This is a genomic window from Virgibacillus dokdonensis (assembly GCF_900166595.1).
Lineage (GTDB): Bacteria > Bacillota > Bacilli > Bacillales > Amphibacillaceae > Virgibacillus > Virgibacillus dokdonensis.
Map to the genome: position 1 here is coordinate 3,061,371 of NZ_LT745763.1, position 26,930 is coordinate 3,088,300.

Below are 26,930 nucleotides of genomic sequence, written 5' to 3' on the forward strand. Positions count from 1 at the left end.
CAGGTAAAAGTTAATTAATTGATCTTTTAAGGCCATATGTTTCTGGGGTAATATCATTAACTTTTGGGATTCGACGTAATTCTGATAAGATCAACCACACAAATGAAATGGAGAGCATACCGACACCTCCGATAGCAAATATAATTTGCCCACCGAAAACAGATCCTAGTGTACCACCAATTAAAAAACCTAGAGGCATCGTTATAGAAGACAAGCTTGTAATAACTGAAAAAACCCTTGCTAGTAGTGAACTTGGAATAATACGTTGCCCTGTTGCTGATAGTAGTACTTGTGTAGCACCAAGTGGTATCAGTGATATTCCATACACAATGACAGCGGGTATATCCCATGGAAGAAATGCAGAACTTATCCAAAGTAAGGCACTAAACAAATAAGTTACAATCATCGTCTTGCCTAGTGGAAAAGCACCGACAACGGAGCTTAATAGTGCTCCAATTAAGAATCCAGCAGAAAATGCACCCATAAGAAATCCATAGGTAGTAGATCCTCCACGAAAATCTGCGTAGACAGGCATTACCGCCAAAGCGATACCGAAAGAAAAGTTAGCAATAATGGTAGCAATAAAAAACTTACTTATAATGGATTGAAAAACATACTGGAATCCTTCCTTTAGGTCTTTTCCATACTTTTGAAACGCCTCCGTCAGTTTTTGTTTTTCTTGTTTTTCTTTTTCATACGTTTTTAAGACGGGCAATGTCCAAAATAAAAGCAGCGCCACCATAAAAACAATAGAATCTAACAAATAAATGCTAACAGCACCAACTATACTTATAAGTACTCCAGCAATGCCATTAAATGTCATATCAATACCCTGATTAGCAAAAGAAAAAAGAGAATTACCTTTCACCAACTCATTTTGCTTCAATAACTTTGGCAATGCAACCATTTGAGCTGGATACGAGAATTGTTGAATGCAAGATATAACTGGCATAATGATAAGTACCATCCAGACATTTAAATCTCCGGTGTAGTGAGCGATTGGTATAATAAGCACAAGTATAATTTGACATACTTGTGTGATTATTAAAGTTTTTCGCAAAGACCAGCGATCGATAAATGGTCCAGCCAGAAATTGAAAAACATCCGGAATTCTTGTCAAAAACCCAGCTAATCCAGTATAAAACGCTGAATGACTTAACTCATACACCAACCACATTGCTGCAATAGCATACATACTATCACCAATATTTGAAACGATCTTCCCTAAGAAAAGCTTGGTAAACGATTTGTTTTTTAAAAGTATCCACATCGAAAAAACCCATTTCTACTAATAAAATGAACCTTCGATCAGTGGTATTTCCCCCCACTAACTGAAGTAAAACCATTACTAAAATTATAGTCTCCCTTAAAAAAGAAATAATATTTTTTAAGGACGATGAATTACTCCCCACTACCCATGTTTTTATAAATAGAATATTTCATAGAGAATATCTTTTTATAAATCCAAGGTTGTCTACTCTATTAAATGATCCCAAAGCCATTGCTCAGGATTTTTAGCGATCCATTCTTCTCCTTGTGCAAATAAGTGTTGTAGAAAGGTGGACTGAGATAATGCGTTGGGATCAAGACTATCTCCAACCATGAAACGAACTTTGTTTTCCTCTTCATTCCAAATAGAACCCAGAGGATATACTTTTGCTGACAGACGCTTGGCAAGCACATAAACACCAATTGGTGCTTTAAATGTCCCACCTAAGAAGGGCACTTCCTCTTCTTCTTGATTAATACCATATGAAAACTCTGGGAAAATAATACCCGTTGCTCCCCTCATAATAGCTTTAGTAAATTTTAAAGGGCTTGTATGTGAAGGTACAGGAACCATATCTATGGAATCACTGTATGATGCTTCAAGATATGTAGACATCCATTGCTGAATGATATCTATTTCATCACTATTTACGAGTATTGTTGTTTTATCGAAATAACGTGTAACTAACGGCATGGACATCGTATGCATACCCATATGAAATGGAGCAATGATAATACGATTTTTAGAATGAGCGGGTTCTATCGATTTTAATAATCGATCACTCTCCGGTTCAATGATCTGATCATATTGTTTGTTGTATAGGGACAAGGACAAGTAGGTCCAAGCAGATTTTCTTTTTTCTGCAAATAAACTATAAGCATGACTAATTTCCTCAGCGCTTTGGTTCAAAGCGGGAAATGACTTGATCACAGGTACATATTTCAATGGATTTAGTGTATTCGAATTCATGTCTGTTTCAACAATGGTTTTCAAAAAAAGATCTGCTAATTGTTGCTCTTCTTTTTTTTGAAAGGGGATATTCTTTAAAATAGAGTGAAATTGCAACAAATTATTAAAGTTTAAGATTGACATGTTATGACCTCCTTCTTTTTTTAAGAGATAAGAAAGTATAAAAGATGCTATGGGATAACCAAATAACCCAATGAGCCACGTTCAGCTCCATCGCCCTGCAACTAGGCAACTTCACGAATCGCCCTACGCTAAGTCATCATCGGTTCGTGCTAATAGGAAGGAAGACTAAAAACGGGCTTGCCTTAGTGCATCGACATACCTCTGTTTTAGTGGCATGATTCCTAAAACTTTAGTTGATTCGCTCCACTCGCTACGTTGCTAAACGGGCGCCCTGAGCCTTTGTTCACTAAAAGAAATTACATACACTTTACTATACACAGTCAAGCATACTTAAACTTATTTCATAAAACTAGGATAGGACTTTGGTATATTCGCACACCAATCACAATTTTCATTACGTGAACCTGGTCTCCATTTGAATTTTCCAGTTTCTAAATCAAAATCACCCATTCCATTCACAAGTAAAGGCCTTGTTAAATTAGTAATAACAGCTACTGTATCCGAGATGATAAAACTTACAAGAATTTGTATCAGCGGATTAAAAGAACCAGAAATGCCACGGATATGTTGATAAACACTATGCATATCTTTTCTCTCCACCAGCGAATCGTAACATTTCCAACACCCAGTTACTCCCGGAATTACAGTTGTACCTGTACTAGTAGAATGACCATGATAGCCACCTCCAACAATATGCGCAATATTGTTCTTTGTAAGATGGGGCGTGATCCAATCAGCTAATGTATCTACAGAAGGCTCATCGGCACATAATATAACAACCGAGCATGTTTTAAGTTTTTCTAAAATGTTTGCAGAAATATCTTGGGTGATAGGGTCATGCACAGTTTCTATTAACGTTCCATATCGATGATGTAATATATTTTTTAAAACGTTTACTTTCAATTCACCAACAGTGTTTTTAGGATACAATGATTGATGAGTTAAATTGTGAGTGCTTACATTATCATGATCAATTAGAATTAGGGAGGGAATTCCCATTGCCGCTAACTCATGAGCAACTCTGCTTCCAACGCCTCCCACACCAATGATTCCTACTCGGCTTGAACACCATGCTCGTTCACTGTCTAATAGCTGATCAAGCGAGGATGTTTGTGCAGCAAGATAACTCCACAATCTACTTTCTCCTGTTAAATTCCAAGGTTGATTACCAGTTAACAAGATTTTATCATTTACTAGAGTTTGTAATGTTTCTACTAGCATTTCTTTTGTAATTTCATTTTGTTCTCCCCAAACGAGAAGTTCTTCAAAATTTCGCGGCTGTTGTAAATAGGTTAAAAAATTTATAAATACACTCATACTTTCATATACAATGGTTTCTGAACGGTTTAACAATCTACAGATAATTTGTCCCTGTTCCGTTTCTTCTACCTGAACATCAGGCTGTTTTAACCAATATGTCGACACTACAATCCCCCCGTAAAAAGAAGCCAATTCATTTGTAGAATTGGCTTCTTCACTTTAACTAGCATTTTTTTGTCCCAGAAGTATAGCGATCCACGCACTTAATCATTTCTACCACCACCTTGTTATTATTCATAGAAATTATAATATATTAGAAAAAAATAGTCAAATTTGATTTTTTTGTTAATTTATCTTTAATTTTTAGATTTTTAACTTTACAATTATGAAAAAGATATTGTTTCAAATTGCTATACCGTTTAGCTGAATAACCACTTATTTACACCTATTAAACATTTTTCATATAGTAAAGACGGGTCCATAAGATAGTTTTAACCACGAATAAAACGATTCTTCACAGATTACATATCATTTTATTTTATGTTATACTCCTTTGCATTTTCTAAACATTTATTTAAAATGCCGTAGAACAGCTTGACTATCGACAAGTTTTTATGGCGGTGGCTATTATTTTGTTTATACTATAAAACCTGAAAACAGTGTAAAAAAATAGAGAATTTGTGCTTCCTTTTCATACTATTCCCCTCTGAACATTAATGAGAAAATACTTTTCTGCCTGACTTCCATGAGTTGTACCATCCAACAATATCATTGTTTGGGAGCACTCCTACTTCAGTTTTTAAGTAGCTTTTCAAATATTCATACTGTTGATGCACATGCGCAGGATTGTTTTCAAGTGCATAAATTTTCATTAAAGCAAAATGAGCACTTTCTGTTTCTGGGATAATTTTACATATATAACTATACCATAGTTTTGCTTCAGCCATATTTTGATTCTTTTGATAAAATGCCGCAATCTCCAAAGCTTTCGTCAACCAAATCTGCTCCCAATAATATCGTTCTGACTCTGCCCACCAAAAGTCATATCCCTGTAGATATGCACCTCTGTATAAGAACAATACTTGAATATAATTATTAACGGATGTTTCATTCAAAGATGGTAGCGTTTTAATTTGTTCTTTCCATTCTTCAAAATCTAAAATAATATTCTCTGTTTCTAAAACGTAGCCATCAGAAACATTTTGTAATCTCAAATGTCTATGATACTTTCTCAGTGTTTTTCTTACGTAATAAATTGTTGTATACAACAATGAATTGGCTCTTTCTAATGCTAGGTCAGGCCAAAGTAGCTCAATTAAAAATGATTTTCTGACCATTTTCCCTCTATGATGTAATAAATATAAAAATAATTCCGCTGCTTTTTTCGTTCTCCAGGCAACAAATTCACGTTTCCCTTTAACCGATTCAACCGAGAATTGACCGAGCACATTTACATAAAGTGGTGAATTTTTTTCAATTGTAGATGACTGTAAATTATTATCTATTCGTTCAACTGTTTTTTTCAAACGTTCAGGTGGAATTGGCTTAACTAGATAATCGATTGCATTAAGCTCAAATGCCTTTACAGCATATTTATCATAAGCAGTCACAAAAACAATAAGTAAGTTTGGCTTATCTTTTAAAACTTTTTCAGCCAAACGAATACCATTCATTTCCGGCAACCCTATATCTAAAAATATTACGTCCACGTCCTCTTTAAGAATAGTTTTATGTGCATGGATAGGATTAGTTATTTTACCAATAACATACATTTTACTAATCTTTTTGAGCTGTTGTTCCAAATAGTCTAAAGCCGATTGTTCATCATCCACAATAATAGCCTTCATAATAATTCCTCCATCCATTCAAATTATTTTCACCATTTCCATACTTTATCAACGATTTCTAAACAAAAACTAAAATGTAAGCGTTCAACCAGTTATATAGTCCTAGTTAAATAGCATTATTTACTAATTATATATACAAAAAATAGTTAATAAGGACCATATCGGTTTTAACAGCAAAACTTGTTCTAACAGCATTAAACTTTTTAAAAACATCCTGAACGAAGTAAGCAACTGTTGAAAAACATTTATAAAACTTGTCAACACTGAAGTAGTGGATGCGTTTTAAAAACTTCACTTGATAAATTACCTGTCATGAAAATAATATGCGAGAATGGATAAAGAATATTATAATTTTTTAGATTTAAATTTGGTGAGATGAGATAGATTTTTAAAAAAATGAAGAATCCTGAGGGTAGAAATATATATAAAGGTTTTGTACAATTTTTAAATAATGATAGAATTTTACTAGCAACATATATAAGGCGAATATGCCGTATGAAACTGAAGCTTTATTATGGATACAGTTTCTAAAAACAACCTTGCTCATCTGTTAATTTGGATGAATTGCCAAGGATGTCCACTAGAGGTTTTTCTTTTTATTACATTATTTTGAGCTTTCGACGTCATTATCTTTCCTCCTAGGCACATTTATAATCCTTTACCCTAATAGGTGTTTATGGAAACTTTTAGTAAACTTAAATAAACGAAACATACAGTAAGAGTTTTCATCTAACTCCTACTGTATGTTTCGTTAAACCCATTGAGCAACATTCGTACCATGAATATTACCATTTATATAGGCTTGTTTATGCTTTCTTATAGTAGAAACAAAAAAACATCCAAACTTCGCTTATTACAAGTCTGGATGCTTTTCTACCATTTTATTATTTATTATACGCAACTCGATTAATATTCATTAACTGACGAACACTTACGTTATCCGTAATACTGCTTCCACCAATTGCACCACAGCCCAGTGTTAGGGATGGAGCTAGATTTGTAGAAAAACCAATTCCCCCAAATGTTCCCGGTGTATTAATCAAAATACGAGAGGCTTTCATACGTAAACCAAAATCTTCTACTAACTCATCATTTGTTGTGTGCAACATAGCTGTATGTCCTGCACCTTCATTTTCTAAAATGGTATTACATGTTGTAACACCTTCATCCCAATCATTTACCGTGTACATTGCTAGAATTGGGGTTAACTTTTCACGTGAGTACGGATTATCAGGTCCTATTGTCGTTTCCTCTGAAATAAGCACACTTGTATCTGCAGGAATGATAATCCCACATAGATTAGCAACTTCTGTAACGGCTTTACCTACAATTTGTGGGTTCATGGTGCCATTTTCTCGCATGATAAAGTGAGATACTTTTTCTGATTCTTCCTGGTTCATAAAATAAGCTTTACGCTTTTTCAATTCCTTTACAACTTCTTCTTTTATACCTTTCTCAACAATAATGGATTGTTCTGAAGCGCAAATCGTACCATTATCAAATGTCTTACTCGTAATAATCCGATCGATTGCTTCTTCGATATGAGCTGATTTTTCAATGAAAGCTGGACCGTTACCAGGCCCCACCCCAATTGCTGGGTTACCTGAAGAATAAGCAGCTTTTACCATTGGTCCACCACCAGTTGCCAAAATTAATGCTGTATCATCGTGTTGCATTAATGCTTGTGTTCCTTCTAAGCTTGGCGACTCAATTACTTGAACTAAACCTTTTGGTGCTCCAGCGTTCACTGCTGCTTCTTCCACAACGCGTGCAGCTTCAACAATACAGTTGACAGCTTTTGGATGTGGTGATAATACAATGGCATTTCTTGTTTTTAATGCCACTAGTGTTTTAAAAATAACCGTAGATGTTGGATTGGTAACCGGTACAAGTGCTGCAATTACTCCCATTGGCACGCCTATTTCAATCACTTTATTCATTTCATCTCGATTAATAACGCCTACGGTTGGTTCATCTTTAATGCTCTCGTATACTTGCTCACTAGCGAATAAGTTTTTCGTCGTTTTATCTTTCACATTACCGAATCCTGTTTCAGTATGTGCTTTATATGCTAAGTCCTCTGCAGCCTCTGTTAGTCGGACAGATATAGCCTTTACTATTTCATTGACTTGTTCTTGGGTGAAACTGGCATATATATGCTGGGCGTGTTTCGCTTTTTGAATTAGCGTCTCTACCTCATATGTTTGTACAGTTTCTTGCACTAAATTTATTGCCATGTTTGACATCCCCTTTTCAATTAATTTCTATACCTCTATGATAAAGCGTTTACAAAAAAACTGTTAGGACTATTTATATTTATTTTTGGACAATTTTGATATTAGTTCATTAATTCACAAATAGATGCATGTATAAACCTAAAATCACCTCCATTATCATGTTATACTTATAATAGAAGAGATATTTCATATTTACACCCCTTCACATTGTTCCCAAAAACATGTATTCTGTATGAATTAGCATGTAGAAGTAGAGTGTTTTGTTCTAAAGATCAGGAGAACCTATAGAGAGGTGATAGCATGTGTCGTGTATTATTAGCTAGTCCCGAACACGCAGACCGTAAATTTCTAAAACAAATTTTTGCAGAACATTTTTTTAATGTCCTATTTCTTGACGATGCCTTATCTGCTGAAAAAGCATATGAACGTTCATTAGAACAACGACCTGATATGCTTATATTAGATGTCAGTGGATCGAGTGAAGAAATTTTTCAATATAAGATAAATATCGTTAAACGCCACCCAAACGTGAAAGTTATTTTAATAGACAATGAGGAAAACTTTAAACATATTCAAACAGCAATTCGTTGTGGAGCAGTTGACTACTTGGTGAAGCCATTAAAAGTCGAAGAATGTAAATCTGCCATTCATCGGGCAATTTTGGCACTAAATCAAGTATCTTTATTAGACTATGAACGTAAATCTGTTACCGATACCATTAAAGAAAGCGCCGCTCAAATGATGCAATACGTCCATGAACATTATTATGAAGAGATTAACTTGGATTCATTAGCAGCATTCATGCATTTAAATAAAAGTTATGTAAGCCGTTTTTTCAAAGAAACCGTCGGCATGTCTTTCGTAAGTTATTTACGACATTATCGGTTAGAACAAGCAAAAAAATTATTGCGCACATCCGATTTAACAGTCACAGAAGTTGCCGAACAAGTTGGCTATCTTGACTTAACCTATTTCAGTAGGATTTTTAAAAAAGAAAACAACCATACACCCAATGAATATAAGCAAATTTTTCAAGGAGAACATGTGCCAGCTGATATTGCTTTTGCAGAGGGACATCATTGAATGATGGATGCCAGTTACACAGAAGAGACACAGCTATAGGACGTGTCTCTTGCTTTATTTAAATAGCCAACCATCCTCGTGTAAAAGGATAAATAAATCTGCATCCAGAAAAGTTCGACCAATACGCTAAGTAATGATTTCTAGTTGATGATCAATTCGATGATATAGCACTTTAAAAGCTAACTTCAAGGAGAAGTATGAAGCATTTTCTAAAGTCTATGAAAAGCTTAAAAGAAGAAAACAGTATCCATTGCTATAATAATATTATAGTTGGGTGAGTGGCCAAAAACCTCCGAGATAGAGAGGAGGCTCGTGATTACTGCAGATATAGCAAATGTTATTATAGATTTTGCATCATTAGCCTTAACATTTCTAATGGTTGTAATTATGATCATGCAAAAAGAGTAATCACCCCTAGCTATCCGGCTGAGTGGGTGATTACCCTTTAAATTCACTATTATAAAACGCTGAACGCTCTTCAAAGCGGACAACTATTTATTGACGTAGGGGTACAATCACCTGCGACTTTCTTTATATACCCAAGTTATAATATAGTTATGCTTACTTATCAAAAACGGATAAAACACAGTATACTGTGCTTGAAGCATTGCCTTTTCAACAACATAGTCAACATTTAGTTCAGAAATAGCCCTTTCGCCACTCTGAACTATTTTTCTTCCATCACATCCGCCGTATCTTCTTCGTCAGCAAATAGATCAATTATTTTCCCAAAAACGTATAGTAGAAAAACAAATACCAAGCCTATGATTGTAGCTCCAATAAAATTCGTATCTAGTCGTTCAGAATAGAGGTTAAACGCATTCATATACACACTAAAAACCGTTAAGAAAATAATCCATTCCTTCAAACTGCTAGGGCCAATGTCATCCAAAGAACGAAACTTTTTATCTTTTCGATCAATGAATATCGCAATTTCAATGATTGCTACCATGAATAAGCTTAACAGTGTGAAGCCTGTAAAAAACCAGAAGTTCCCCCAGAAGTCTTCATAAAAATGAAAATCAATGAACGGTATTACTTGAGCAAGGTAAATGACAGCAAAGGAAATAACAAATGGTATGGCTATAAACAAAGTTGCTAAAATAATCACCATGACTAGTAATAGCATATTCGCCAAAATCAACCCGATATCTACTTTCTTTTTATTGTTTCCCATATTCATGCCCCTTTCATGAGAAAACTTTGAATATCGTAAAGTCTTATTGGCGATAGCTTACGTAGTTTTGCTTCCACTATAGGAAAGTTAAGATATATCACAGAGCCCCTTGTTAGCTTAAGAATAACGGCGAAATCTTTCTGCATTTTAACTTATATCTGATACGTATTTACTAACTACTTTGTTTCGTGAAGTTTCATGTTCTCTTATATTCTTCCGCCGTTTAACTGGTTTGGACGTACTGACTTTATTCCAATTAAAAAACAGTCTGTACAATGAGAAGAAACTTCTTCAACCTATCTCTGTATTAGGAAAACTTTGCTTGTCTCCAAGTTTTAGTAGTGAAAGCTGTAGTTTTTCTTATACTATAAACCTATAAACTTCTATACTTTCCTAAAGTATAAAAAAGCTTCTCCTTTGCTTAGAATACCAATTTTATAAAAGGTGGTGGGGCTACTTGCGACAATCCATTAAGAATCAACCAGATAAAATAAAGATATTGAGGTTGTAGCAACGATTATTAATGGTGAAAAAGTTTTTGATATCACTTTATCCTAGAAGTGAATTTTCCATCAGTGTGGGTTCTCTTTGATCCACACGGATAATTAAACAAAGAAGCCACCATCGTAGGCAGGCTTCTATGATGCTACTTCTAAACGAAATCTACATTTCATATAAAACAAAGCTAATTCTGAATGTACGTATCAAATACTTCGCCAAAATCCTTTTGCGTATTTTCATCATATGTTGATGTATACCATTCAAATGCAAATTTAGTAGCTTCTTCAAATTCTTTGGATATCATTCCCTCTTGAAAACGGTTATCGTTAAATAAAGATTGAGAGACTTGTAAACTATCTTTAGCAAATTTTTTCTTCCGCTCATTCGAATCTTGTATTTGCGAAATGGTTACCAATGATTTGTATAAATCTGCAATTGCTTCGCCTTCTTTTTTACTAATATCAACAGAAATTGGCATCTTGCCAATGGAGAATTTAATTTCTAAATCCAAATCCACAGTACCTGCTGTTTCTACAGATACATCGCTAATGGGATGTTGATAGTAATCATAACGATAAATGTTACGTTTACTACTTGATGCTTTTTCGCCATCAAGGTGAATTAACGCAAAGTTTGTAAAGCAATACTCATCTGATTTTGACTTAATGAGAAAGTGAATCTTCTCTCCTTTCTCATGTAAAATATAGTCATCTGACTCTGTCTTATCAAAATCCTCTGGAGAAATGATTTTTCCGATATCGCTTAAACCTAAAGCATCGCTTGCAATTTTCTTAAACATCGTTGTTGGCCTCCTCAAAATTTGTCAAAGCACTATCTCTTTCATCATAACTTATCCACACAGAAACAGAAACCTTTTTGGCAATATAGGAACGCATAAAATTATTATGGCTAAACAAAACAACGGCTTTCTAAGGGAGTTTGTCAAAATCTACTTCTATAGAACACTAAGATGCCACAAAGTAAGCTTTCAACCAGTCTGTATACGTTTTAATATTAGGAATATTAATTTGTTCCCACGGCAAATACTTCATGGCATGGGAAGTATTAAATAACACAACCTCATCATTGGAAGTAACCCATCCTCTCTCAACTAAACGTTGAAAGCCAGCCCATGTTGCTGCTCCTTCAGGCGATGAGGATATACCTTGCTTTCCAAATGATTGCTGAGACTGCTTAATTTCCTCTTGAGTTACTGCTATAGCTTTTCCACTTGACTCAGAAAGAATGGAAACAATTAATTCACCGTCAGGAGGGCTTGGGACGCGCATACCAGTAGGTGCCGAATCAACGTTTTCCGCTTGCGCTTTAAACTTCCTACCACTTTCACATGTATCAACAATTGGTTGGCACCCAGCTTCTTGTACGCTTACCATTCGAGGTAAATCTCCTTCAACAAGCCCTAATCGCTTTAATTGTTTAAATGCTCTCCACATACCTATTATTCCTGATCCTCCTCCTGTAGGATAAATAATAATGTCTGGCAATTTCCAGTTTAACTGTTCCGCTAATTCTAACCCCATTGTTTTCTTTCCCTCAGCTCTTCCTGGCTCTTTAAGTGTACCAACATTATGCCAACATTGATCAGCTTGTCCAACTGAAATAATCTTCCCTGCATCGTGAATCAACCCATCTACTAGAAAAGTGTTAGCGCCATATTGAACACATTCATCTACAATTAAACCTGGACAGTCGCTTGGTACAAATACATGTGATTCCATACCGGCATAACTAGCATATGCTGCTAGCGCAGAAGCAGCGTTACCATTTGAATTAACAGCAACTTTCTTAATTCCATATTCCTTTGCAATAGACAAAGCTGCGGAGAAACCTCTTGCTTTAAAACTCCCAGTTGGGTTCTGTTCTTCTCTTTTTACCCATAATCTTTTTGCAGGGAATTTTTTCTCAGCCTCTTTCATTCGTACAAGTGGTGTCCATCCTTCCCCTAAAGAAACAATATGCTTTTCGTCTTCTAACGGCAATAACTCCTTGTATCTCCACATCGTAGCAGATCTTTCTTTTAAGCTATCCTTTGTTAAAGTATGACCAACATGTTCCATATCATAATCTACTAAAAGTGTTCCTTCACATGTACATTTCGTTTCTTTAAGACTAAAAGCAGAAGTTTTCCCGCAATTACTACAGCTAAACCAAAACTTCATATTATTGTTCCTCCTCATTTTTATAAGGATCTTTTTGATTCGCTAATGCTATATTTCTAGTAATTGTTTTGTTTTTTAGTAGTGATTGTTACTCCTTTTTCTCAATAGCGAAACCAAATAGTAAACTAAGACAATTTTCTGTCATATAACTTTATACGCTTTGATTTTGTGGCCAATACAAATCATGCTCTTCCACTTCGGTTATTTTATTTTTCTCATCAACAAATACTACTTTTGGGTTTAATGATTTGATTTCTTCGTCAGTCATTAACCCTAAGCTTAATATGATAACAATATCACCAGGTGAAAATAAGTGAGCTGGAGGACCATTTAAACAAATCCTACCTGATAATTCTGGAGCTGGTATAGCATAAGTTTTCCATCTAGTTGCATTTCGCAAGCTTGTGACTTGAACCATTTCATACGGTTTAATATTTGCTTCTTTCATTAGTTTAGAATCGATTGTAATACTACCCACATAATCCAATTCAGCTTCTGTAACAGTTGCTCGATGAATCTTCCCTTTGCACATCATGCGATACATGATTATTCCCTCCTTTTCTTCATGGTACAATACTGTTTTTTATAAATCTATAAAGTCATAACGTCCGAACCAGTTGATAATACTAGTAATAGTAGTATTATTTTAATTAATATTGCATATAATGGAAGCTTGATGGTATGCCAAGTTTTCATTATAGTAAAGCGTAAAATATTTTCTTTTAGTGCGTCTTCAAAAAGAAAAAACAGGCTTGGTTGATGTAACGGCGTGAGAGCAACTAGAATCACGATAGTACTAAGTGAAAAGCTTAACTGCTTTATAATTTTCTGCGTTGAAAGCACTTAGTCTTTTAAAAAATGGACAGAAATGTTAAAATAAAAAAATAAATCGCATAATTTCTGTTTGCTCCATACTTCCACATAAAAATACTTATTCTCAAACTCTCCTTAGACTTAGGATATATAATTACAAGAGATAGCATTTTGTTGGATTAAAACCCTAGCAGTTCTTATTTTTATTACTAAATCTTCCAAAGAGGTGATATAATGATTATTCCATACAACCAACACCATCCCTTTGTTCATGATAGCGTTTTCGTAGCACCAGGTGCATACTTAATTGGCGATGTAACTATTGGTGAAGAATCTACTATTTGGTTTAATACCGTCTTAAGAGGGGATGAGGATGCCATTACAATAGGGGAAAAGTGCAGTATTCAAGACAATTCTACTATCCATTTGTTTAAAAATTGTCCTGTGGTTGTAGAAGATGAGGTTACAGTGGGACATAATGTTATTTTACATGGTTGTAAAATAGGTAAAAGATCCATTATTGGAATGGGATCTACCATTCTAGATGATGTAGAAATTGGCGAAGAATGCATCATAGGAGCAAATACCCTTATACCACAAGGTAAAAAAATACCTTCACGTTCCCTGGTAGTCGGATCTCCAGGTAAAATCGTTCGCGAAATAACTGCAAAGGATCTTGAGCTTATTCAATTATCCATTGATACATATGTACAAAAAGGGAAAGATTTCAAACAAATACTGAAAAAATAAACCATTGCTGTTGGGAGGTATCCCCTCCCAATACATTATGCGTCAACTTAACACTATACCACGGTTAACTCCTACAAAAGTTTTTCCATACTAAGCTTTAATATCTGTTTGGCATCTCTTACCATCGTTTCTACTAATTCCTCTACAGTAGGACAATCATCAATCAAGCCGGCTATTTGTCCACCATTAATAAAACCATTATCCAAATCGCCTACTATCGCCCCTAATTTATGGTGATCTTCGGTTGTTTTCTCTATAAACAAATTAGGGTTCTCATGATTCATTTCGAGTTCTGCCAACTTATGAACAAAGTTTGTTTTCATTAATCTACGAATATGATGATATCTTCTTCCAACAATAATTGTTGATTCATCCGTAGCATGAATAATTTTCTGTTTATAATTATCATGATAAGGTGATTCCTTCGTAGCAATAAAACGCGTTCCCATTTGTACACCTAGCGCCCCTAACGATAAAGCCGCCGCCAAACCTTTACCATCAGCAATTCCTCCCGCTGCGACAACGGGTACACTTGCTTTTTCAACAACTTGGGGAATAAGTGTCATTGTAGTACTTTCATTTAGTGCATTAATACCAGCAGCCTCATACCCTTCACAAACAATAATATCCACCCCAGCAGCTTCAGCTTTTTTGGCTTGGCTTACGGTGGAAGAGACACAGATAACCGTTATATCATGCTCTTTGAGCAATGAAACAAATGGTGCTGGGTTGCCTGCAGATAAAGAAACGACAGGAACCTTTAAGTCAATTAATTCCTGAATTAATTGTTCTGTATGCGGATGAACAGATATAGGAACATTTACACAATAAGGCTTTGATGTTCTTTTCATCATTTCTTTTATTTTTGTTAAAACCTCTTCAACTGGCATATTCCCTACACCTATTGTTCCTAAGCCACCAACATTCGAAATCGCTGCTGCAAGCCCAGGATCACTTATATTTCCCATCCCTCCCTGTAAAATAGGATAAGTAATATTTAGTCGTTCCGTTAACAAATTGCCCAATTTACTCCTCCTTCGCAATGGTTTGTTTTTGCCTTGGACAGTTATCATATCCTGCTAAATAAATCGCTCTGAAAAAAGCATTCGCTTTTGTTGCAAGAATTTGATAATACTCATTAAATAACTTCGCCGCACGTTCACCTAACCATTTCTCTGGCAATAATTCTTTTGGAATACCTGGATCGACAAACAATGATTTCCGATAGTAATGAACAAGTAAAGTTCGTTCTACAAAGCAGTCTTGGTCACTCATTTGCCCATGTTCTATTTTCATGGCATTGGCAATCATTTTTTCCTCATACGCATGAATAAACTTTTCGTATAGCATATTTATATGATCTATATCCCAACAGCTGCGTATGATTTGTTTATTCGCTTGGAAACCTTCATTTTTAGCTTCAAAAAAATAAACCTCTTCTTTAATACCGTATTTATCAATAATGTCATAAATTTGCTCTTTTAAATGATTCGGTGTAATCCAAACGCCATTGGACAGTAAGCCAAAACCACTCCAAATCAATTCTTTACGCAATTCATCGCGAATATGCCTTCTTTCTTCAGGAATGGTGTACAGTAGCGTCCGCCATTTTCCATCCCACTCCGCAGGCTCCATTCTATAAATACGACTGGCCGCTTCTTCCATTCTTTTTTTTCCACGCTCGGTCAATGAATAATAACTTTTGTTTGCTTCCTTACGACTGACAACCCATCCCTGCTTACTCATTCTAGAAACAGCTGATCTTATAGACTGTTCATTATGGTCAAATGGCTCCAATAATTTAATTAAGCTACCAACCCATATTTCATTACCGTAGTATCGAATATAGTCTCCAAATAACGTAAAAATCATTGAACGTGTGTTTGGTTTGCTTTGCACGATTATCATCCTTTGCTAGTATGAAACTGTATTATCTTCTAAATAGAATATGGGAGGAACACGTTCAATGCCTCTATTCATTCACCGATAAATTTAGGGGGTCTTTTTTCATAAAATGCGGTCAGCGCTTCGACCCGATCTTTCGTTGGAATCGTTAAGTGATATGCACTTTCTTCTATTTTTATCCCTGTTTTTAAATCCGTGTCCATCCCATGTTGAATAGCAAACTTTGCTTGCCGAATGGCGATTTGCGGCATACGCACGATAGACTTAACAAATAATTCACAGCTTTCAAAAAGTTCTTCTTGTTCCACTACTTTATGAACAAGACCATACTCCAAAGCTTCGTTAGCATAAATCTGTTTTGCCGTTAAAATAAATTCCATTGCTTTTGCTTGCCCTATTAATCTAGGAAGTAGTTGCGTACCACCAGCACCAGGTATAATCCCCATACTTGTTTCTGTTAACCCCATTGTCGCATAAGAAACAGCTATGCGAAAGTCACATGCAAGCGCAAGCTCCAACCCACCTCCCAAAGCATATCCATTTATTAACGCAATGGTCGGTTGAGGAAGATTGGCAACTTGTTCAAACACAGAGCTAATTTTTTTAACGTTACGAATAACTTCCTTGTTTCCTAATTGTCTACGTTCTTTTAAATCTGCTCCTGCACTAAAGGCCTTCTCACCACTACCTGTAATGACTACCGCCCAAATATCGTGATTCATCGACAAATCTTCTATAACACGCTCTAACTCTAGTAATGTAGAATAATTAAAGCAATTTAACACTTCAGGTCGATTTATCGTGACATAGGCAATTCGTTCTTTTGTCTTTAATAAAACGTTACTCATTTTTTCTCCCCCTAACTTACCATTTTTCAATAACTGTCGCAATTCCTTGCCCCACACCAATACACATTGTAGCAAGCGCATATTTACTATTACGACGGTTCATTTCATGTAATAAAGTCGTAAGAATTCTTGCTCCACTAGCTCCTAATGGGTGACCAAATGCAATTGAGCCTCCGTTAACATTAACTATTTCCGGATTTAATTCAAGTTGTTTCATACATGCAATCGACTGGGATGCAAACGCTTCATTCAATTCAACTAAATCTACGTTTTCTATTTGTAGATTAGCTCGTTGCAATGCTTTTTTGGATGCTTCAATAGGGCCAATACCCATGATAGAAGGCTCTACCCCCGATGTTCCACTCGCTATGTAGCGTGCCATAGGCTCCGTACCTAATTGCTCCGCTTTTTCTTTGCTCATTAATAACAACGCCGATGCCCCGTCATTTATTCCAGATGCATTACCTGCTGTAACCGTCCCTCCACCAAATAATGGTTGTAAGCTAGCTAGTTTTTCTCGAGTTGTTGCGGGGCGTGGATGTTCATCTTTATCGACAACCTTCTCTTCCCCTTTAAACATATACTTTACTGGAGTAAGTTCATCATAAAACTTATTTGTTTCTATTGCTGCTTTAGCTTTCATCTGACTAGCATAAGCAAAATCATCTTGTTCTTCTCTTGTTATTTGAAATTGTTTTGCCACATTCTCTGCCGTTTGTGGCATGGAATCAGCACCATACATTGCTTCTAGCCTTGGATTAGTGAAACGCCAGCCAATCGTAGTATCTAGTAAAATCTTATTTCCCCGTTGAAAAGCGAATTCTGATTTAGGTAAAACATACGGTGCTCTTGTCATGCTCTCTGTTCCACCAGCAATATAAATATCCCCATCTCCAACCATTATTGCGCGTGCCGCCATATGAACAGCATCCATTCCTGAACCACAAAGGCGATTTACGGTTGTACCAGTTACACGAACAGGGAGCCCAGCAAGTAGGAGAGCCATACGAGCAACGTTTCTATTTTCTTCCCCAGCACCATTTGCATTACCTAAAATCACTTCGTTAATGGCATCTATGGGTAACTTTGGCTGTCTATCAATGATCGCTTGAATGACAACCGACGCTAAATCATCTGGACGTACATATTTTAATGAACCGTTGTATCTTCCTATTGCCGTCCTTACTGCATCAACGATAACCACTTCTTTCACCTCTCACTCCCTCCTTCATAGACATAGACACCTTTTCCTGTTTTTCTTCCTAATCGCCCTGCTTTTACATACTGTTCTAAAAGCGGTGCAGGACGGTATTTATCCCCTAACTTCTGATGTAAATACCGAAGATTATGAAGTCTTGTATCTAAACCAACTAAATCTCCTAATTCAAATGGTCCCATTGGATAATTCAATCCGAGTTTAATCGCTTTATCAATTTCTTCCGGGGTACCAAGTCCTTCCTGGAGCATATAAAATGCCTCATTGCCTACTAAGCAACTAATACGACTTGTAACAAACCCAGGAAATTCTTGAATTGTCACCGTTTCTTTACCCAGTTTTTCAGCAACGTTTTCTGCTATTTTTACTGCTTCATCACTTGTTTCCAAACCACGAACAATTTCAACTAATGGCATTTTATGAACTGGATTAAAAAAATGCATAGCAATAACGAAATCGGGTTTGGTTGTGTATGAAGCTATCTCCGTTGGACTCATGGTCGACGTATTTGTAGCAAATAAACAATTTCTTGGTGCATGGCGATCAAGTATGGAAAAGATATCTTTTTTAATCTCTATTCTTTCCGGAACAGCCTCAATGATAATGATGGCATCTTTCACCGCTATTTCTAAATCTGTTTCATAACGAATGCTATCCTTTCCTGCTATCGCCTTTGCCTCTGTTATCTTTCCATTAGCTATTCCCTTTTCATACAATACATCTATCTCTTGTTTCGCTTTGACAAGGACTTCTTCTTTTACATCCACAAGCTTAACAAAATAACCACTTAATGAAGCAACATAAGCAATTCCCCTTCCCATTACCCCTGCGCCTACAACCACAAAATATCCACGCATCGAAATCTTCTCCTTTTCTGCTATTTGAAATAAAAAGCGAACTTTTCCCTAAAGGATATTCGTTCGCTTTTATTCCAAGACAGTACATATTATTCTATAGATTTAATGGATTTAACGGTTTTCTTCCTGCATAAGATAAAACACTTTTAGTTTCTGTATATAAATCTAGCGTCTCTATTCCTAGTTCACGACCAAATCCAGACTGTTTATATCCACCAAATGGAGTGCCAGGAAAAGCAGAAAACGGGCAGTTCACCATCACCACACCAGCCTGAATACGATCAGACACACGCTTTATAAGACCTTGATCTTTCGCCCAAATAGCCGCAGCCAGACCGTATTTTGTATCATTAGCTAACTGAATCACTTCTTTTTCATCTGTAAATGTCATCACAACAACGACAGGACCAAAAACTTCCTCTTGCGCAATTTTCATATCATTTGTTACATTTGTTATTACGGTTGGTGCATACCAATATCCTTCTGCAAAACCTTCTACTTTTAAGGGATGTCCCCCTGTTACAACGGTTGCACCCTCTTCCTTTGCTCCTTCTACATAACGATGGATCTTATCCAATTGTTGTTTACTAATAATCGCACCAACGTGAGACTTTTCTGACATCGGGTCATCTACAACTAGTTTCCTTGTCTTATCGAGAAAACTTTCCATAAATTCATCATACATATCTTCATGGATAAATAAGCGCGATCTTGCTTCACACGATTGACCAGTGTTGTAAAAAATACCGAAAACAGACCCGTTAACCGCCGCCTCTAAATCGGCATCTGGGAATACGATGTTGGGAGATTTTCCTCCCAACTCTAAGGTAACCCGCTTTAAGGTTTCCGAAGCTTTTGCCATAATATCCTTCCCTGTATTTGTTTCTCCTGTAAAGGCAACCTTGTCAATGCCTTCATGTTTCGTTAAATAAGCGCCAATCGTTGCACCTGATCCTGTTACTACATTAACAACCCCTTCAGGTACACCCGCTTCTGCACAAATTTCTGCTAACAAAATTGCCGTAATTGGTGTTAAACTAGCGGGCTTTAATACAATAGAACAGCCTGTTGCAATGGCAGGTGCCACTTTCCAAGCAGCCATCATCATTGGGTAATTCCAAGGTATAATTTGCGCTGCTACACCGATCGGTTCTTTCTGCGTATAATTAAAAAACTGCCCCGGAACATTATTTACCGTGCCACAATGTCCAACAATTGCCCCAGCATAAAACTCGAAATCTTCTATTGCCTGCATAACTTGACCTTGAGCTGCGGAGATGGTTTTACCACTATTCATAACTTCCATCTCAACTAATTGATGAAACCGCTCCCTCATAATCGAAGCAATGTTGTTTAATACGCGTGCGCGCTTTCCTACTGGATAACGCTTCCATTTACCATTATCAAAAGCTTCTCGAGCTGCTTCTACTGCTAAGTCTACATCTTCCAGATTTGCTTTTGGCACTTCAGCAATGACTTCACCTGTTGCAGGATTGTAAACCGTCGCCATTTCACCTGACTTAGCCTGTGTTGATTTTCCATTAATAACCATTTGGTATGTCTCACGCTTTAGCTCTTTCGCAAAAATTGGCTGTTCTGTTGTTTTTACCATTTCCAACGCTCCTTTTTTAATATCCTTTATATTTAGGGGATCGTTTATCCAAAAAGGACTGAACCCCTTCTGCATAATCTTCTGTCTTACCAGCAATTTCTTGTCCAAACGCCTCATAATCTAGCATATTATTTAAGTTCGTTTCAAAGCTTTGGTACATGTAACGCTTGATTAACCCAATTGCTTTTGTAGGCATATGAGCCAAGCGATCAACAAATGAAGTCGTTTCTGCCTCTAACTGATCTGGTGGGACTACTTTTGTTACTAGACCAACCTCCTTCGCTTCTTTTGCCGTTAGCTTCTCACCTAAAATAGCTAATTCAAGGGCTTTTGCTAAACCGACGATACGAGGCAAATAATATAAATTTCCAGAGTCTGGAATTAACCCAATATGGATAAACGCCTCCATAAATGAAGCTTGTTCCGAAGCAATTCGAAAATCACACGCCAATGCCAAGCTTAACCCAGCACCTGCTGTTGCTCCATTAATAGAAGCAATAATTGGTTTTTCCACTCGAGCAAGCTCTTTCATCATCGGTTGGTAGCGGGATTTAATAATTTCCCCTAGTTGCATCTCAGGTTGTAGGCTGCTAATATCTTCTCCAGAACAGAATGCTTTTCCGACACCAGTAATAACAAGGGCACGTATTTTATGATCCTTTCCCACGCTTTGAAATACTTCGATCATTTCTTGATTCATCGTACTTGTAAATGCATTTAATTTCTCAGGTCGATTCAAGGTTAGCCAAGCGACCTGATCCTTTTCTTCATAATGAATGGTCTGAAACATTTGCCCAACTCCTATTTCCCCTGAAAATGAGGCGATCGCTTTTCCATAAATGCCTGCATCCCTTCTTGTTGATCCTCAGAAGCAAAAAGCAAAGAAAAGTTTTTTCGTTCATATTGCATCGCTTCATTTTCAGTTACATTCTCTGCCCTTCTAACCGTATCTTTTATTAACCGTAAAGCCAAAGCCGGTTGCTTCTTTAATTTTTCAGCAAAATGTATCGTCTCTTGCATAAGAAGTTCATTTGGTACAACCCGATTCACCATTCCCCAATGTTTCGCTTCTTCTGCTTCCAAATGATTTCCACTCCATAGAAATTCTAATGCCTTTCTTTTCCCTATTAATTTCGTTAATTTCACACAACCTCCAGCACTCGGCATAACACCAAGTTTCACTTCTGGAAATCCAAATTTACTATTTGCTGCTGCAAATATCATATCAGCACATAATGCAAGCTCAAATCCACCACCGAGGACAAATCCGTGCACTGCAGCTATTACTGGTTTTTTTATTAATGCAATACGATCCCAATCAGCAAACTGATTTTTCAACTCCATGGAAACCGCATTTTCTCCCATCATTTCTTTAATATCTGCTCCAGCAGCAAAAGATTTACCGGCGCCAAATAAAACAATGACTTTCACTTGCTCTGAATAATCAAATTCACATAATGCAGTTAAAATTTCTGCTACCATCGATTGATTAATAGCATTTAAAACTTTTGGGCGGTGCAACTCAATGTTTCCAATTTCGTTGTCCGTCCAAACTTTAATATATTGATAGTTATTCAACTTCCTCACCAATCATCATCGTCACTAAATCCCCAGCGAATGACATCAAATCTTTTCCAGATGCTTTTGCTTCATCCGTTTTCATCGCCGCTTTTAATGCATCGTGATCGTCATAATACATTTCACATAACAGATAGTACTTACTTTCCCCACTAGGTGAACCTACAATTTTAGTAACTTCCATTTTACGTAATCCAGGAATTTTTTTAGTGATGGGCGTATGAACATTCTGATAATGTTCATCAAAACTAACCTTATCCTCAGGGCGTTTATACAATGCTATTAATTTAACCATTTATTTTCCACTCCTTCAAATAAATTAGCAATGGGTTTCATTGCTTCAAATGGGTTTTTACACGCATTACAATAAAGAATACTTCGGCATGCTGTTGGTCCAAATATATTATCCATCGTTGTATACATGGAATGACAATAAGGGCATGGAATCTTCCAAGGTTCACCCGCAGTAAAAGAAGCAGGTGGGGGTGAAACTCCATTTTGTCTTAATTTTTCTTTCCCCGTTTCCGTAATGCGATCCGTTGTCCACGGAGGATGAAAACGAAATGTAACTTCAACCTCTAATTCATCGTTCCAATCTAACAAGCGCTTTTTCACTTTTTCTTTTACATCTGCTTGAATCATATTTAAAGCTGGACATCCACTAAATGTTGGTAATAGCTCCACTTGAACAAAACCGTCCCTTTTCATTGCTATGTTTTCCAACATGCCTAATTCAACGATACTAATATACGGCATTTCTGGATCAGTTACTTGCTGTAATACTTGCTGTACTTCTTTCTTTAGAAGTAAGTTTTTCGTCATCCTGTATCCCTCACTTCATCTTTATTACCAAGAAACTGCTTGCTTATCACCTCCGTATACTTCACTCAACACTTCCAAAGCTTCCGTTAAATCTTCCGTATGTTCTCCATTGCGTCCATTTCCACTTTCCATGCCAAGAGATGTCTTGGGTGAAAATTGCATTTCACCAAATGTATCACAAACTCTTCTTAACCATTCATTTCGCAATTTGTCTTCTTGCGCTATCAACTGATAATCACATATTTCTTTACCGTATCTACCTAAAGAGATTACTCCGTCAAACTCTTGCCAACATGAGTTGATAGCATTTTCCATACGATGACGGGCTTCTTTCGTACTCGCCATTAATTGTGTGAACCAAGTTTCCCAATGCATAGAATGGTAGTAATGCTCTGATGAGATTTTCTCTGCTACTTGTTTCAAAGGCTCATAACTAGAATGATATAGAGATTCTAAGCGAATTTGTTTCAACACACTGAACAAATAATGGCGAACTACCGTATTGGCCCAATCATAATTGGGATTTTTTAAATAATGGCCTAATCCGTTCTTCCGCTCTAAAAGAATAGCATTTCGAAAGGATTCTGGCTCTCTACAATGTGATAACGTATCAACATCGCCCGCTCCTAATTCCTCTAACAATTGATAATACATGACCGCATGCCCCATCATATCTTGATTGATGGATGAAAAAGCAACATCCTCCTCAATATGAGGCGCCATTCCGAGCCATTCCGAGCCACGATAGGCTAGAATGAAATTATCATCTGCTAATTGATAAAGTAATTCACACAAAACCATATCTTCTCGTTGCAACTTCTTTATCCCTCCTTCACTTTTGTATCATGATTAAATTCTTTCCATTTCTTAGGGAGATCTACATAGCCACGAGTTTCCCGATAAGCTTTATTATCCATGAATTGAAAGGCTTCTCTTTCTTCTTGGGTCATCTTCCTAACTTCTTTTCGACTTACAACCCACAATTCTTTCACGGCTTCACGCCGAAAAAAATTTTCTTTCGCCATGATATAAGCCATTTCCTTGTTGGGTGCTGTTAAGCTAAATCGGTGTTCTAAAGGTAAGCCATCCCTTTTCCTGCTAAAAACTTCAAACGCTTCATAAAATTGTTCACTTGCCATGATCGCACTCCTCTCCGTCATCCAACATGTTCACTTGCTTGTTCTTTGTATTGTTTTAACGCATCCCGAACCCATTGACTATTTACATAAGAATTCCTGCGTAAAGCTAGCCTTTCATCTGATTTTGGTCCATTCCCAGCTACTATTCTTTTAAATTTCTGCCAATCTGGCTCTGTATAACGCCACTCTTGTGTATCTTCATCAAAACGCAACTGTTCGTCTGGAATGCTTAATCCAAGTAATTGAATTTTTGGTACATATTTCCTTAAAAATTCTTGCCGTAATTGCTCATTTGTTTTTGTTCGAAGTTTATACTTTATACCAATATCAACATTGGTGTGACCTGTTTCTTGCTTTGATTTCGGGCCAAAAAAGGTTAATAACGATTCCCACCAACGATGAAGTGCTTCCTGTAACATGGTTTTTTGTTTTTCCGTTCCACTAGCCAAAGCTAGTGTTAAGCTTTCCCCATGTTTCGCATGGAAGGATTCCTCCTGACAAATTCTTTTCAATGCTCTTCCATATGGTCCATAAGAAGTATTTAACATCATCGTTTGTGATAAAATAGCCGCTCCATCCACTAACCAAGCAATAATAGCTGCATCTCCCCATGATGGTGCAGGCATATGAAAGACATTATGAAATTTAAGTCGCTTTGTAAATAAATCCTCCATAATATGGTCTCTTGTTTTCCCCAATGGTTGGATTAAATCTTCTACGACGCGTAACAGCAACTGACCATGCCCCATTTCATCCTGAACTTTAGCCATAATAGCTAATTTTCGATGTAAAGTTGGCGCCTTAGGTACCCATTCTTTTTCAGGGAGTGCCCCCATAATTTCACTAATCCCATGCATCGAAATTAAACGTATCAATGCCTTTCTATATTCGTCTGGCATCCAATCTTCCGCCTCTATTTTTTCACCTTTTTCAATCCTTTCCATAAAATGATCATATTTTTCATCAGCTGTTAATTGGTGAAAAGGAGTTAAAACCATGTTTTGCAACCTCCTTAAATTTTTATTCCGCTGTCTCTAACAACACGAATCGCTTTCCCCATCGACCGAGGGATCGTACCAGGATGTTCAATGCTCACATCTATACTAACGAGACATTTACTTTTTAATTGTTGAAAAACTTGATCAGAAAGCGCTTTTATTTTTTCGTGTTCTAAATTCCCATCTAATTGTCGGTACATCGTTTCATTGATCTCTACTTTTAACAACACTTTATCTAATGAGCCTTGATTCACAACATAAAGCTGATAATGTGGTTCTAGCTCCTGCATCTCTAATAGAGCGCTCTCTATCTCCGTCGGGTAAACATTCACGCCACGAACAATAAGCATATCATCAATTCTTCCTTTTACACGTGACATTCTCGTTGTTGTTCTGCCGCATATACAAGGTTCTTTCGTAATGGAAGCTATATCACCAGTACGATAACGAATAATCGGAAAAGCTTCTTTGGTTAAACTAGTAAAAACAAGCTCCCCTTCTTCTCCTTCTCGTACGGGGTCCAACGTATCTGGATGAATGACCTCCACATAAAAATGATCATCAGCGACATGCAGACCAGATTGTGCTTGTAAACATTCACAGGAAATTCCAGGCCCCATCACTTCACTTAATCCATAAATGTCCATGGCTTTAATTCCCAATCTTTCTTCTAACTCTTTGCGCATTTTCTCTGACCAAGGTTCAGCACCAAATATTCCATATTGCAAGCTGGTTTTTAGGGGGTCTTTTCCTAATTGTTCCATTTTGTCAGCAATATTTAAAATATAGGAAGGAGTACCAACAATGACACTAGGCTTAAAATCTTCTATTAATAACACTTGCCTTTCTGTATTTCCTCCTGAAACGGGAACGGTGGCCATTCCTAGTTTTTCTGATCCATAATGTAAACCAAGCCCACCAGTAAACAAACCATAACCAAATGCATTTTGTAGAATACGATGCTTATTTCCTCCACAAGCAACAATTGCTCTAGCAACAATTTCCGCCCATACTTCCAAATCGTTTCTAGTGTATCCTACAACAGTCGGTTTCCCGCTTGTACCGCTAGAAGCATGGATTCTTTCAATTCCACTTATTGGTAATGCAAATAATTGGAATGGATAATTATCTCGCAGATCTTTCTTTTGCGTAAATGGTAATTTCTGAATATCTTCTAAGGATTGAATGTCGTTTGGGGTTAGATTTAATGCTGCAAATTTTTTATGATAATAAGGGGTTTTATCGTAAACGGTTTGCACTGTTTTTTTAAGTCTTGATAATTGAAGTTTTTCCATACTTTCTCTAGGAAGCGTTTCCATTCTTTGGTTATAAAACATGATTTCACCTACCTATTCATTGTATTTATGCAAATACTCTAGATGAAATTTACATTAGGAAACGGACTTTCCGCTAAAAAATCCGTAGCTACATAAGTTTTTATCATTTTTCGCCGCACTTTATTTATAGTTGAAAAACATGACTTTTTACGAATTTCCTATGAAAAAAACGTTTTCATTTTACATATACTATTAAAATAACTTCGCTATCGACAGATCAATATGGCGATAGGCGCCTTCATTTTGTTTATACGACAATCCATAAAAATGTGCTCCTTCCTACAGCGCCAAAAAAACTCTGTTTGTCTCAAGAGATAAGAAAGTATAAAAATTGGATGCTTTGGGATAAGGAAATAACTAAATAAGCCACGCCCGGCTCCAGCGCCCATCAACTAAGTGACTTCACGA

General features: G+C 36.5%; 25 protein-coding genes. 2 read left to right on the forward strand and 23 right to left on the reverse strand.

Annotated features, from left to right (window positions below):
• Positions 1-10: 10 nt before the first annotated feature.
• The 5 genes from B2C77_RS15915 to B2C77_RS15935 form a co-directional block, all read right to left on the reverse strand.
• The gene (locus B2C77_RS15915; RefSeq protein ID WP_077705855.1) at positions 11-1,270 is read right to left on the reverse strand and encodes an MFS transporter; all 1,260 of its coding nucleotides are present in this window, start codon (positions 1,268-1,270) and stop codon (positions 11-13) included.
• Positions 1,271-1,474: 204 nt separating this feature from the next.
• On the reverse strand, positions 1,475-2,362 hold the full coding sequence (locus B2C77_RS15920) for an LpxL/LpxP family acyltransferase (RefSeq protein ID WP_077705858.1): 888 nt from the start codon (positions 2,360-2,362) through the stop codon (positions 1,475-1,477).
• Positions 2,363-2,698: 336 nt separating this feature from the next.
• On the reverse strand, positions 2,699-3,787 hold the full coding sequence (locus tag B2C77_RS15925; protein WP_077705861.1) for a ThiF family adenylyltransferase: 1,089 nt from the start codon (positions 3,785-3,787) through the stop codon (positions 2,699-2,701).
• Positions 3,788-4,335: 548 nt separating this feature from the next.
• Positions 4,336-5,469, reverse strand: coding sequence for a response regulator (locus B2C77_RS15930; RefSeq protein WP_176087348.1), 1,134 nt, complete (start codon positions 5,467-5,469; stop codon positions 4,336-4,338).
• A gap of 884 nt (positions 5,470-6,353) precedes the next feature.
• Positions 6,354-7,706: an acetaldehyde dehydrogenase (acetylating) gene (locus B2C77_RS15935; RefSeq protein WP_077705867.1), complete on the reverse strand. Its 1,353-nt coding sequence runs from the start codon at positions 7,704-7,706 to the stop codon at positions 6,354-6,356.
• Positions 7,707-8,006: 300 nt separating this feature from the next.
• Between B2C77_RS15935 and B2C77_RS15940 the strand changes: the two genes are divergently transcribed.
• Entirely contained in the window at positions 8,007-8,789 is a 783-nt protein-coding gene (locus B2C77_RS15940; RefSeq protein ID WP_077705870.1) for a helix-turn-helix domain-containing protein, read from the forward strand.
• A 667-nt stretch (positions 8,790-9,456) separates the two neighbouring features.
• Here B2C77_RS15940 and B2C77_RS15945 read toward each other — a convergent pair.
• The 4 genes from B2C77_RS15945 to panD all read right to left on the reverse strand — a co-directional run bounded on the left by B2C77_RS15945 (position 9,457) and on the right by panD (position 13,191).
• The gene (locus B2C77_RS15945; RefSeq protein ID WP_077705872.1) at positions 9,457-9,966 is read right to left on the reverse strand and encodes a hypothetical protein; all 510 of its coding nucleotides are present in this window, start codon (positions 9,964-9,966) and stop codon (positions 9,457-9,459) included.
• A 685-nt stretch (positions 9,967-10,651) separates the two neighbouring features.
• Positions 10,652-11,266, reverse strand: coding sequence for a PH domain-containing protein (locus tag B2C77_RS15950; protein WP_077705875.1), 615 nt, complete (start codon positions 11,264-11,266; stop codon positions 10,652-10,654).
• Between the two features lie 166 nt (positions 11,267-11,432).
• On the reverse strand, positions 11,433-12,647 hold the full coding sequence (locus tag B2C77_RS15955; protein ID WP_077705878.1) for a threonine synthase: 1,215 nt from the start codon (positions 12,645-12,647) through the stop codon (positions 11,433-11,435).
• A 151-nt stretch (positions 12,648-12,798) separates the two neighbouring features.
• Complete coding sequence (gene panD, locus B2C77_RS15960; RefSeq protein ID WP_077705881.1) at positions 12,799-13,191, reverse strand: aspartate 1-decarboxylase; 393 nt, start codon at positions 13,189-13,191, stop codon at positions 12,799-12,801.
• A 503-nt stretch (positions 13,192-13,694) separates the two neighbouring features.
• Between panD and B2C77_RS15965 the strand changes: the two genes are divergently transcribed.
• The gene (locus B2C77_RS15965) at positions 13,695-14,210 is read left to right on the forward strand and encodes a gamma carbonic anhydrase family protein (protein ID WP_077705884.1); all 516 of its coding nucleotides are present in this window, start codon (positions 13,695-13,697) and stop codon (positions 14,208-14,210) included.
• A 71-nt stretch (positions 14,211-14,281) separates the two neighbouring features.
• Here the strand turns inward: B2C77_RS15965 and B2C77_RS15970 are convergent, their stop codons facing one another.
• From B2C77_RS15970 to B2C77_RS16035, 14 genes are all read right to left on the reverse strand, one after another.
• A complete protein-coding gene (locus tag B2C77_RS15970) occupies positions 14,282-15,235 on the reverse strand; it encodes an NAD(P)H-dependent flavin oxidoreductase (protein WP_254843988.1) in 954 nt (317 codons plus the stop codon).
• Position 15,236: 1 nt separating this feature from the next.
• Positions 15,237-16,082 (reverse strand): phenylacetic acid degradation operon negative regulatory protein PaaX, encoded by an 846-nt coding sequence (paaX, locus tag B2C77_RS15975; RefSeq protein ID WP_077706945.1) that lies wholly within the window; start codon positions 16,080-16,082, stop codon positions 15,237-15,239.
• Positions 16,083-16,186: 104 nt separating this feature from the next.
• Positions 16,187-16,963: an enoyl-CoA hydratase-related protein gene (locus B2C77_RS15980; RefSeq protein WP_077705889.1), complete on the reverse strand. Its 777-nt coding sequence runs from the start codon at positions 16,961-16,963 to the stop codon at positions 16,187-16,189.
• A 16-nt stretch (positions 16,964-16,979) separates the two neighbouring features.
• On the reverse strand, positions 16,980-18,176 hold the full coding sequence (locus B2C77_RS15985; RefSeq protein ID WP_077705892.1) for a thiolase family protein: 1,197 nt from the start codon (positions 18,174-18,176) through the stop codon (positions 16,980-16,982).
• Positions 18,173-19,036 carry a 3-hydroxyacyl-CoA dehydrogenase gene (locus B2C77_RS15990; RefSeq protein ID WP_077705895.1) on the reverse strand — a complete coding sequence of 288 codons (864 nt, stop codon included), beginning with the start codon at positions 19,034-19,036 and terminating at the stop codon, positions 18,173-18,175. Before B2C77_RS15990 ends, B2C77_RS15985 begins: the two co-directional genes overlap by 4 nt.
• 94 nt (positions 19,037-19,130) lie before the next feature.
• Positions 19,131-20,648, reverse strand: a complete 1,518-nt coding sequence (locus tag B2C77_RS15995) for an aldehyde dehydrogenase family protein (protein ID WP_077705898.1) — start codon at positions 20,646-20,648, stop codon at positions 19,131-19,133.
• Positions 20,649-20,664: 16 nt separating this feature from the next.
• Complete coding sequence (locus B2C77_RS16000; RefSeq protein WP_077705901.1) at positions 20,665-21,438, reverse strand: enoyl-CoA hydratase/isomerase family protein; 774 nt, start codon at positions 21,436-21,438, stop codon at positions 20,665-20,667.
• 11 nt (positions 21,439-21,449) lie between these two features.
• Positions 21,450-22,226, reverse strand: coding sequence for an enoyl-CoA hydratase/isomerase family protein (locus tag B2C77_RS16005; RefSeq protein ID WP_077705904.1), 777 nt, complete (start codon positions 22,224-22,226; stop codon positions 21,450-21,452).
• Positions 22,219-22,521 carry an EthD family reductase gene (locus B2C77_RS16010; RefSeq protein ID WP_077705907.1) on the reverse strand — a complete coding sequence of 101 codons (303 nt, stop codon included), beginning with the start codon at positions 22,519-22,521 and terminating at the stop codon, positions 22,219-22,221. The genes B2C77_RS16005 and B2C77_RS16010 overlap by 8 nt, the downstream gene beginning before the upstream one ends.
• On the reverse strand, positions 22,509-23,048 hold the full coding sequence (gene paaD / locus B2C77_RS16015) for a 1,2-phenylacetyl-CoA epoxidase subunit PaaD (protein WP_077705910.1): 540 nt from the start codon (positions 23,046-23,048) through the stop codon (positions 22,509-22,511). Before paaD ends, B2C77_RS16010 begins: the two co-directional genes overlap by 13 nt.
• 24 nt (positions 23,049-23,072) lie before the next feature.
• Entirely contained in the window at positions 23,073-23,864 is a 792-nt protein-coding gene (paaC, locus tag B2C77_RS16020; RefSeq protein WP_237342778.1) for a 1,2-phenylacetyl-CoA epoxidase subunit PaaC, read from the reverse strand.
• 5 nt (positions 23,865-23,869) lie between these two features.
• Positions 23,870-24,187 (reverse strand): 1,2-phenylacetyl-CoA epoxidase subunit PaaB, encoded by a 318-nt coding sequence (gene paaB / locus B2C77_RS16025; RefSeq protein WP_077705913.1) that lies wholly within the window; start codon positions 24,185-24,187, stop codon positions 23,870-23,872.
• Between the two features lie 17 nt (positions 24,188-24,204).
• Complete coding sequence (gene paaA / locus B2C77_RS16030; protein ID WP_077705916.1) at positions 24,205-25,185, reverse strand: 1,2-phenylacetyl-CoA epoxidase subunit PaaA; 981 nt, start codon at positions 25,183-25,185, stop codon at positions 24,205-24,207.
• A 14-nt stretch (positions 25,186-25,199) separates the two neighbouring features.
• On the reverse strand, positions 25,200-26,522 hold the full coding sequence (locus tag B2C77_RS16035) for a phenylacetate--CoA ligase family protein (RefSeq protein WP_077705919.1): 1,323 nt from the start codon (positions 26,520-26,522) through the stop codon (positions 25,200-25,202).
• Positions 26,523-26,930 lie beyond the last annotated feature (408 nt).

Coding starts and splice junctions, on each gene's coding strand:
- B2C77_RS15915 (WP_077705855.1), bottom strand. CDS start 1,270: ATGTGGATACTTTTAAAAAACAAATCGTTTACCAAGCTTTTCTTAGGG.
- B2C77_RS15920 (WP_077705858.1), bottom strand. CDS start 2,362: ATGTCAATCTTAAACTTTAATAATTTGTTGCAATTTCACTCTATTTTA.
- B2C77_RS15930 (WP_176087348.1), bottom strand. CDS start 5,469: ATGAAGGCTATTATTGTGGATGATGAACAATCGGCTTTAGACTATTTG.
- B2C77_RS15935 (WP_077705867.1), bottom strand. CDS start 7,706: ATGGCAATAAATTTAGTGCAAGAAACTGTACAAACATATGAGGTAGAG.
- B2C77_RS15940 (WP_077705870.1), top strand. CDS start 8,007: ATGTGTCGTGTATTATTAGCTAGTCCCGAACACGCAGACCGTAAATTT.
- B2C77_RS15945 (WP_077705872.1), bottom strand. CDS start 9,966: ATGGGAAACAATAAAAAGAAAGTAGATATCGGGTTGATTTTGGCGAAT.
- B2C77_RS15950 (WP_077705875.1), bottom strand. CDS start 11,266: ATGTTTAAGAAAATTGCAAGCGATGCTTTAGGTTTAAGCGATATCGGA.
- B2C77_RS15955 (WP_077705878.1), bottom strand. CDS start 12,647: ATGAAGTTTTGGTTTAGCTGTAGTAATTGCGGGAAAACTTCTGCTTTT.
- panD (WP_077705881.1), bottom strand. CDS start 13,191: ATGTATCGCATGATGTGCAAAGGGAAGATTCATCGAGCAACTGTTACA.
- B2C77_RS15965 (WP_077705884.1), top strand. CDS start 13,695: ATGATTATTCCATACAACCAACACCATCCCTTTGTTCATGATAGCGTT.
- paaX (WP_077706945.1), bottom strand. CDS start 16,082: ATGATTTTTACGTTATTTGGAGACTATATTCGATACTACGGTAATGAA.
- B2C77_RS15980 (WP_077705889.1), bottom strand. CDS start 16,963: ATGAGTAACGTTTTATTAAAGACAAAAGAACGAATTGCCTATGTCACG.
- B2C77_RS15990 (WP_077705895.1), bottom strand. CDS start 19,036: ATGCGTGGATATTTTGTGGTTGTAGGCGCAGGGGTAATGGGAAGGGGA.
- B2C77_RS15995 (WP_077705898.1), bottom strand. CDS start 20,648: ATGGTAAAAACAACAGAACAGCCAATTTTTGCGAAAGAGCTAAAGCGT.
- B2C77_RS16000 (WP_077705901.1), bottom strand. CDS start 21,438: ATGTTTCAGACCATTCATTATGAAGAAAAGGATCAGGTCGCTTGGCTA.
- B2C77_RS16010 (WP_077705907.1), bottom strand. CDS start 22,521: ATGGTTAAATTAATAGCATTGTATAAACGCCCTGAGGATAAGGTTAGT.
- paaD (WP_077705910.1), bottom strand. CDS start 23,048: ATGACGAAAAACTTACTTCTAAAGAAAGAAGTACAGCAAGTATTACAG.
- paaB (WP_077705913.1), bottom strand. CDS start 24,187: ATGGCAAGTGAACAATTTTATGAAGCGTTTGAAGTTTTTAGCAGGAAA.
- paaA (WP_077705916.1), bottom strand. CDS start 25,185: ATGGTTTTAACTCCTTTTCACCAATTAACAGCTGATGAAAAATATGAT.
- B2C77_RS16035 (WP_077705919.1), bottom strand. CDS start 26,522: ATGTTTTATAACCAAAGAATGGAAACGCTTCCTAGAGAAAGTATGGAA.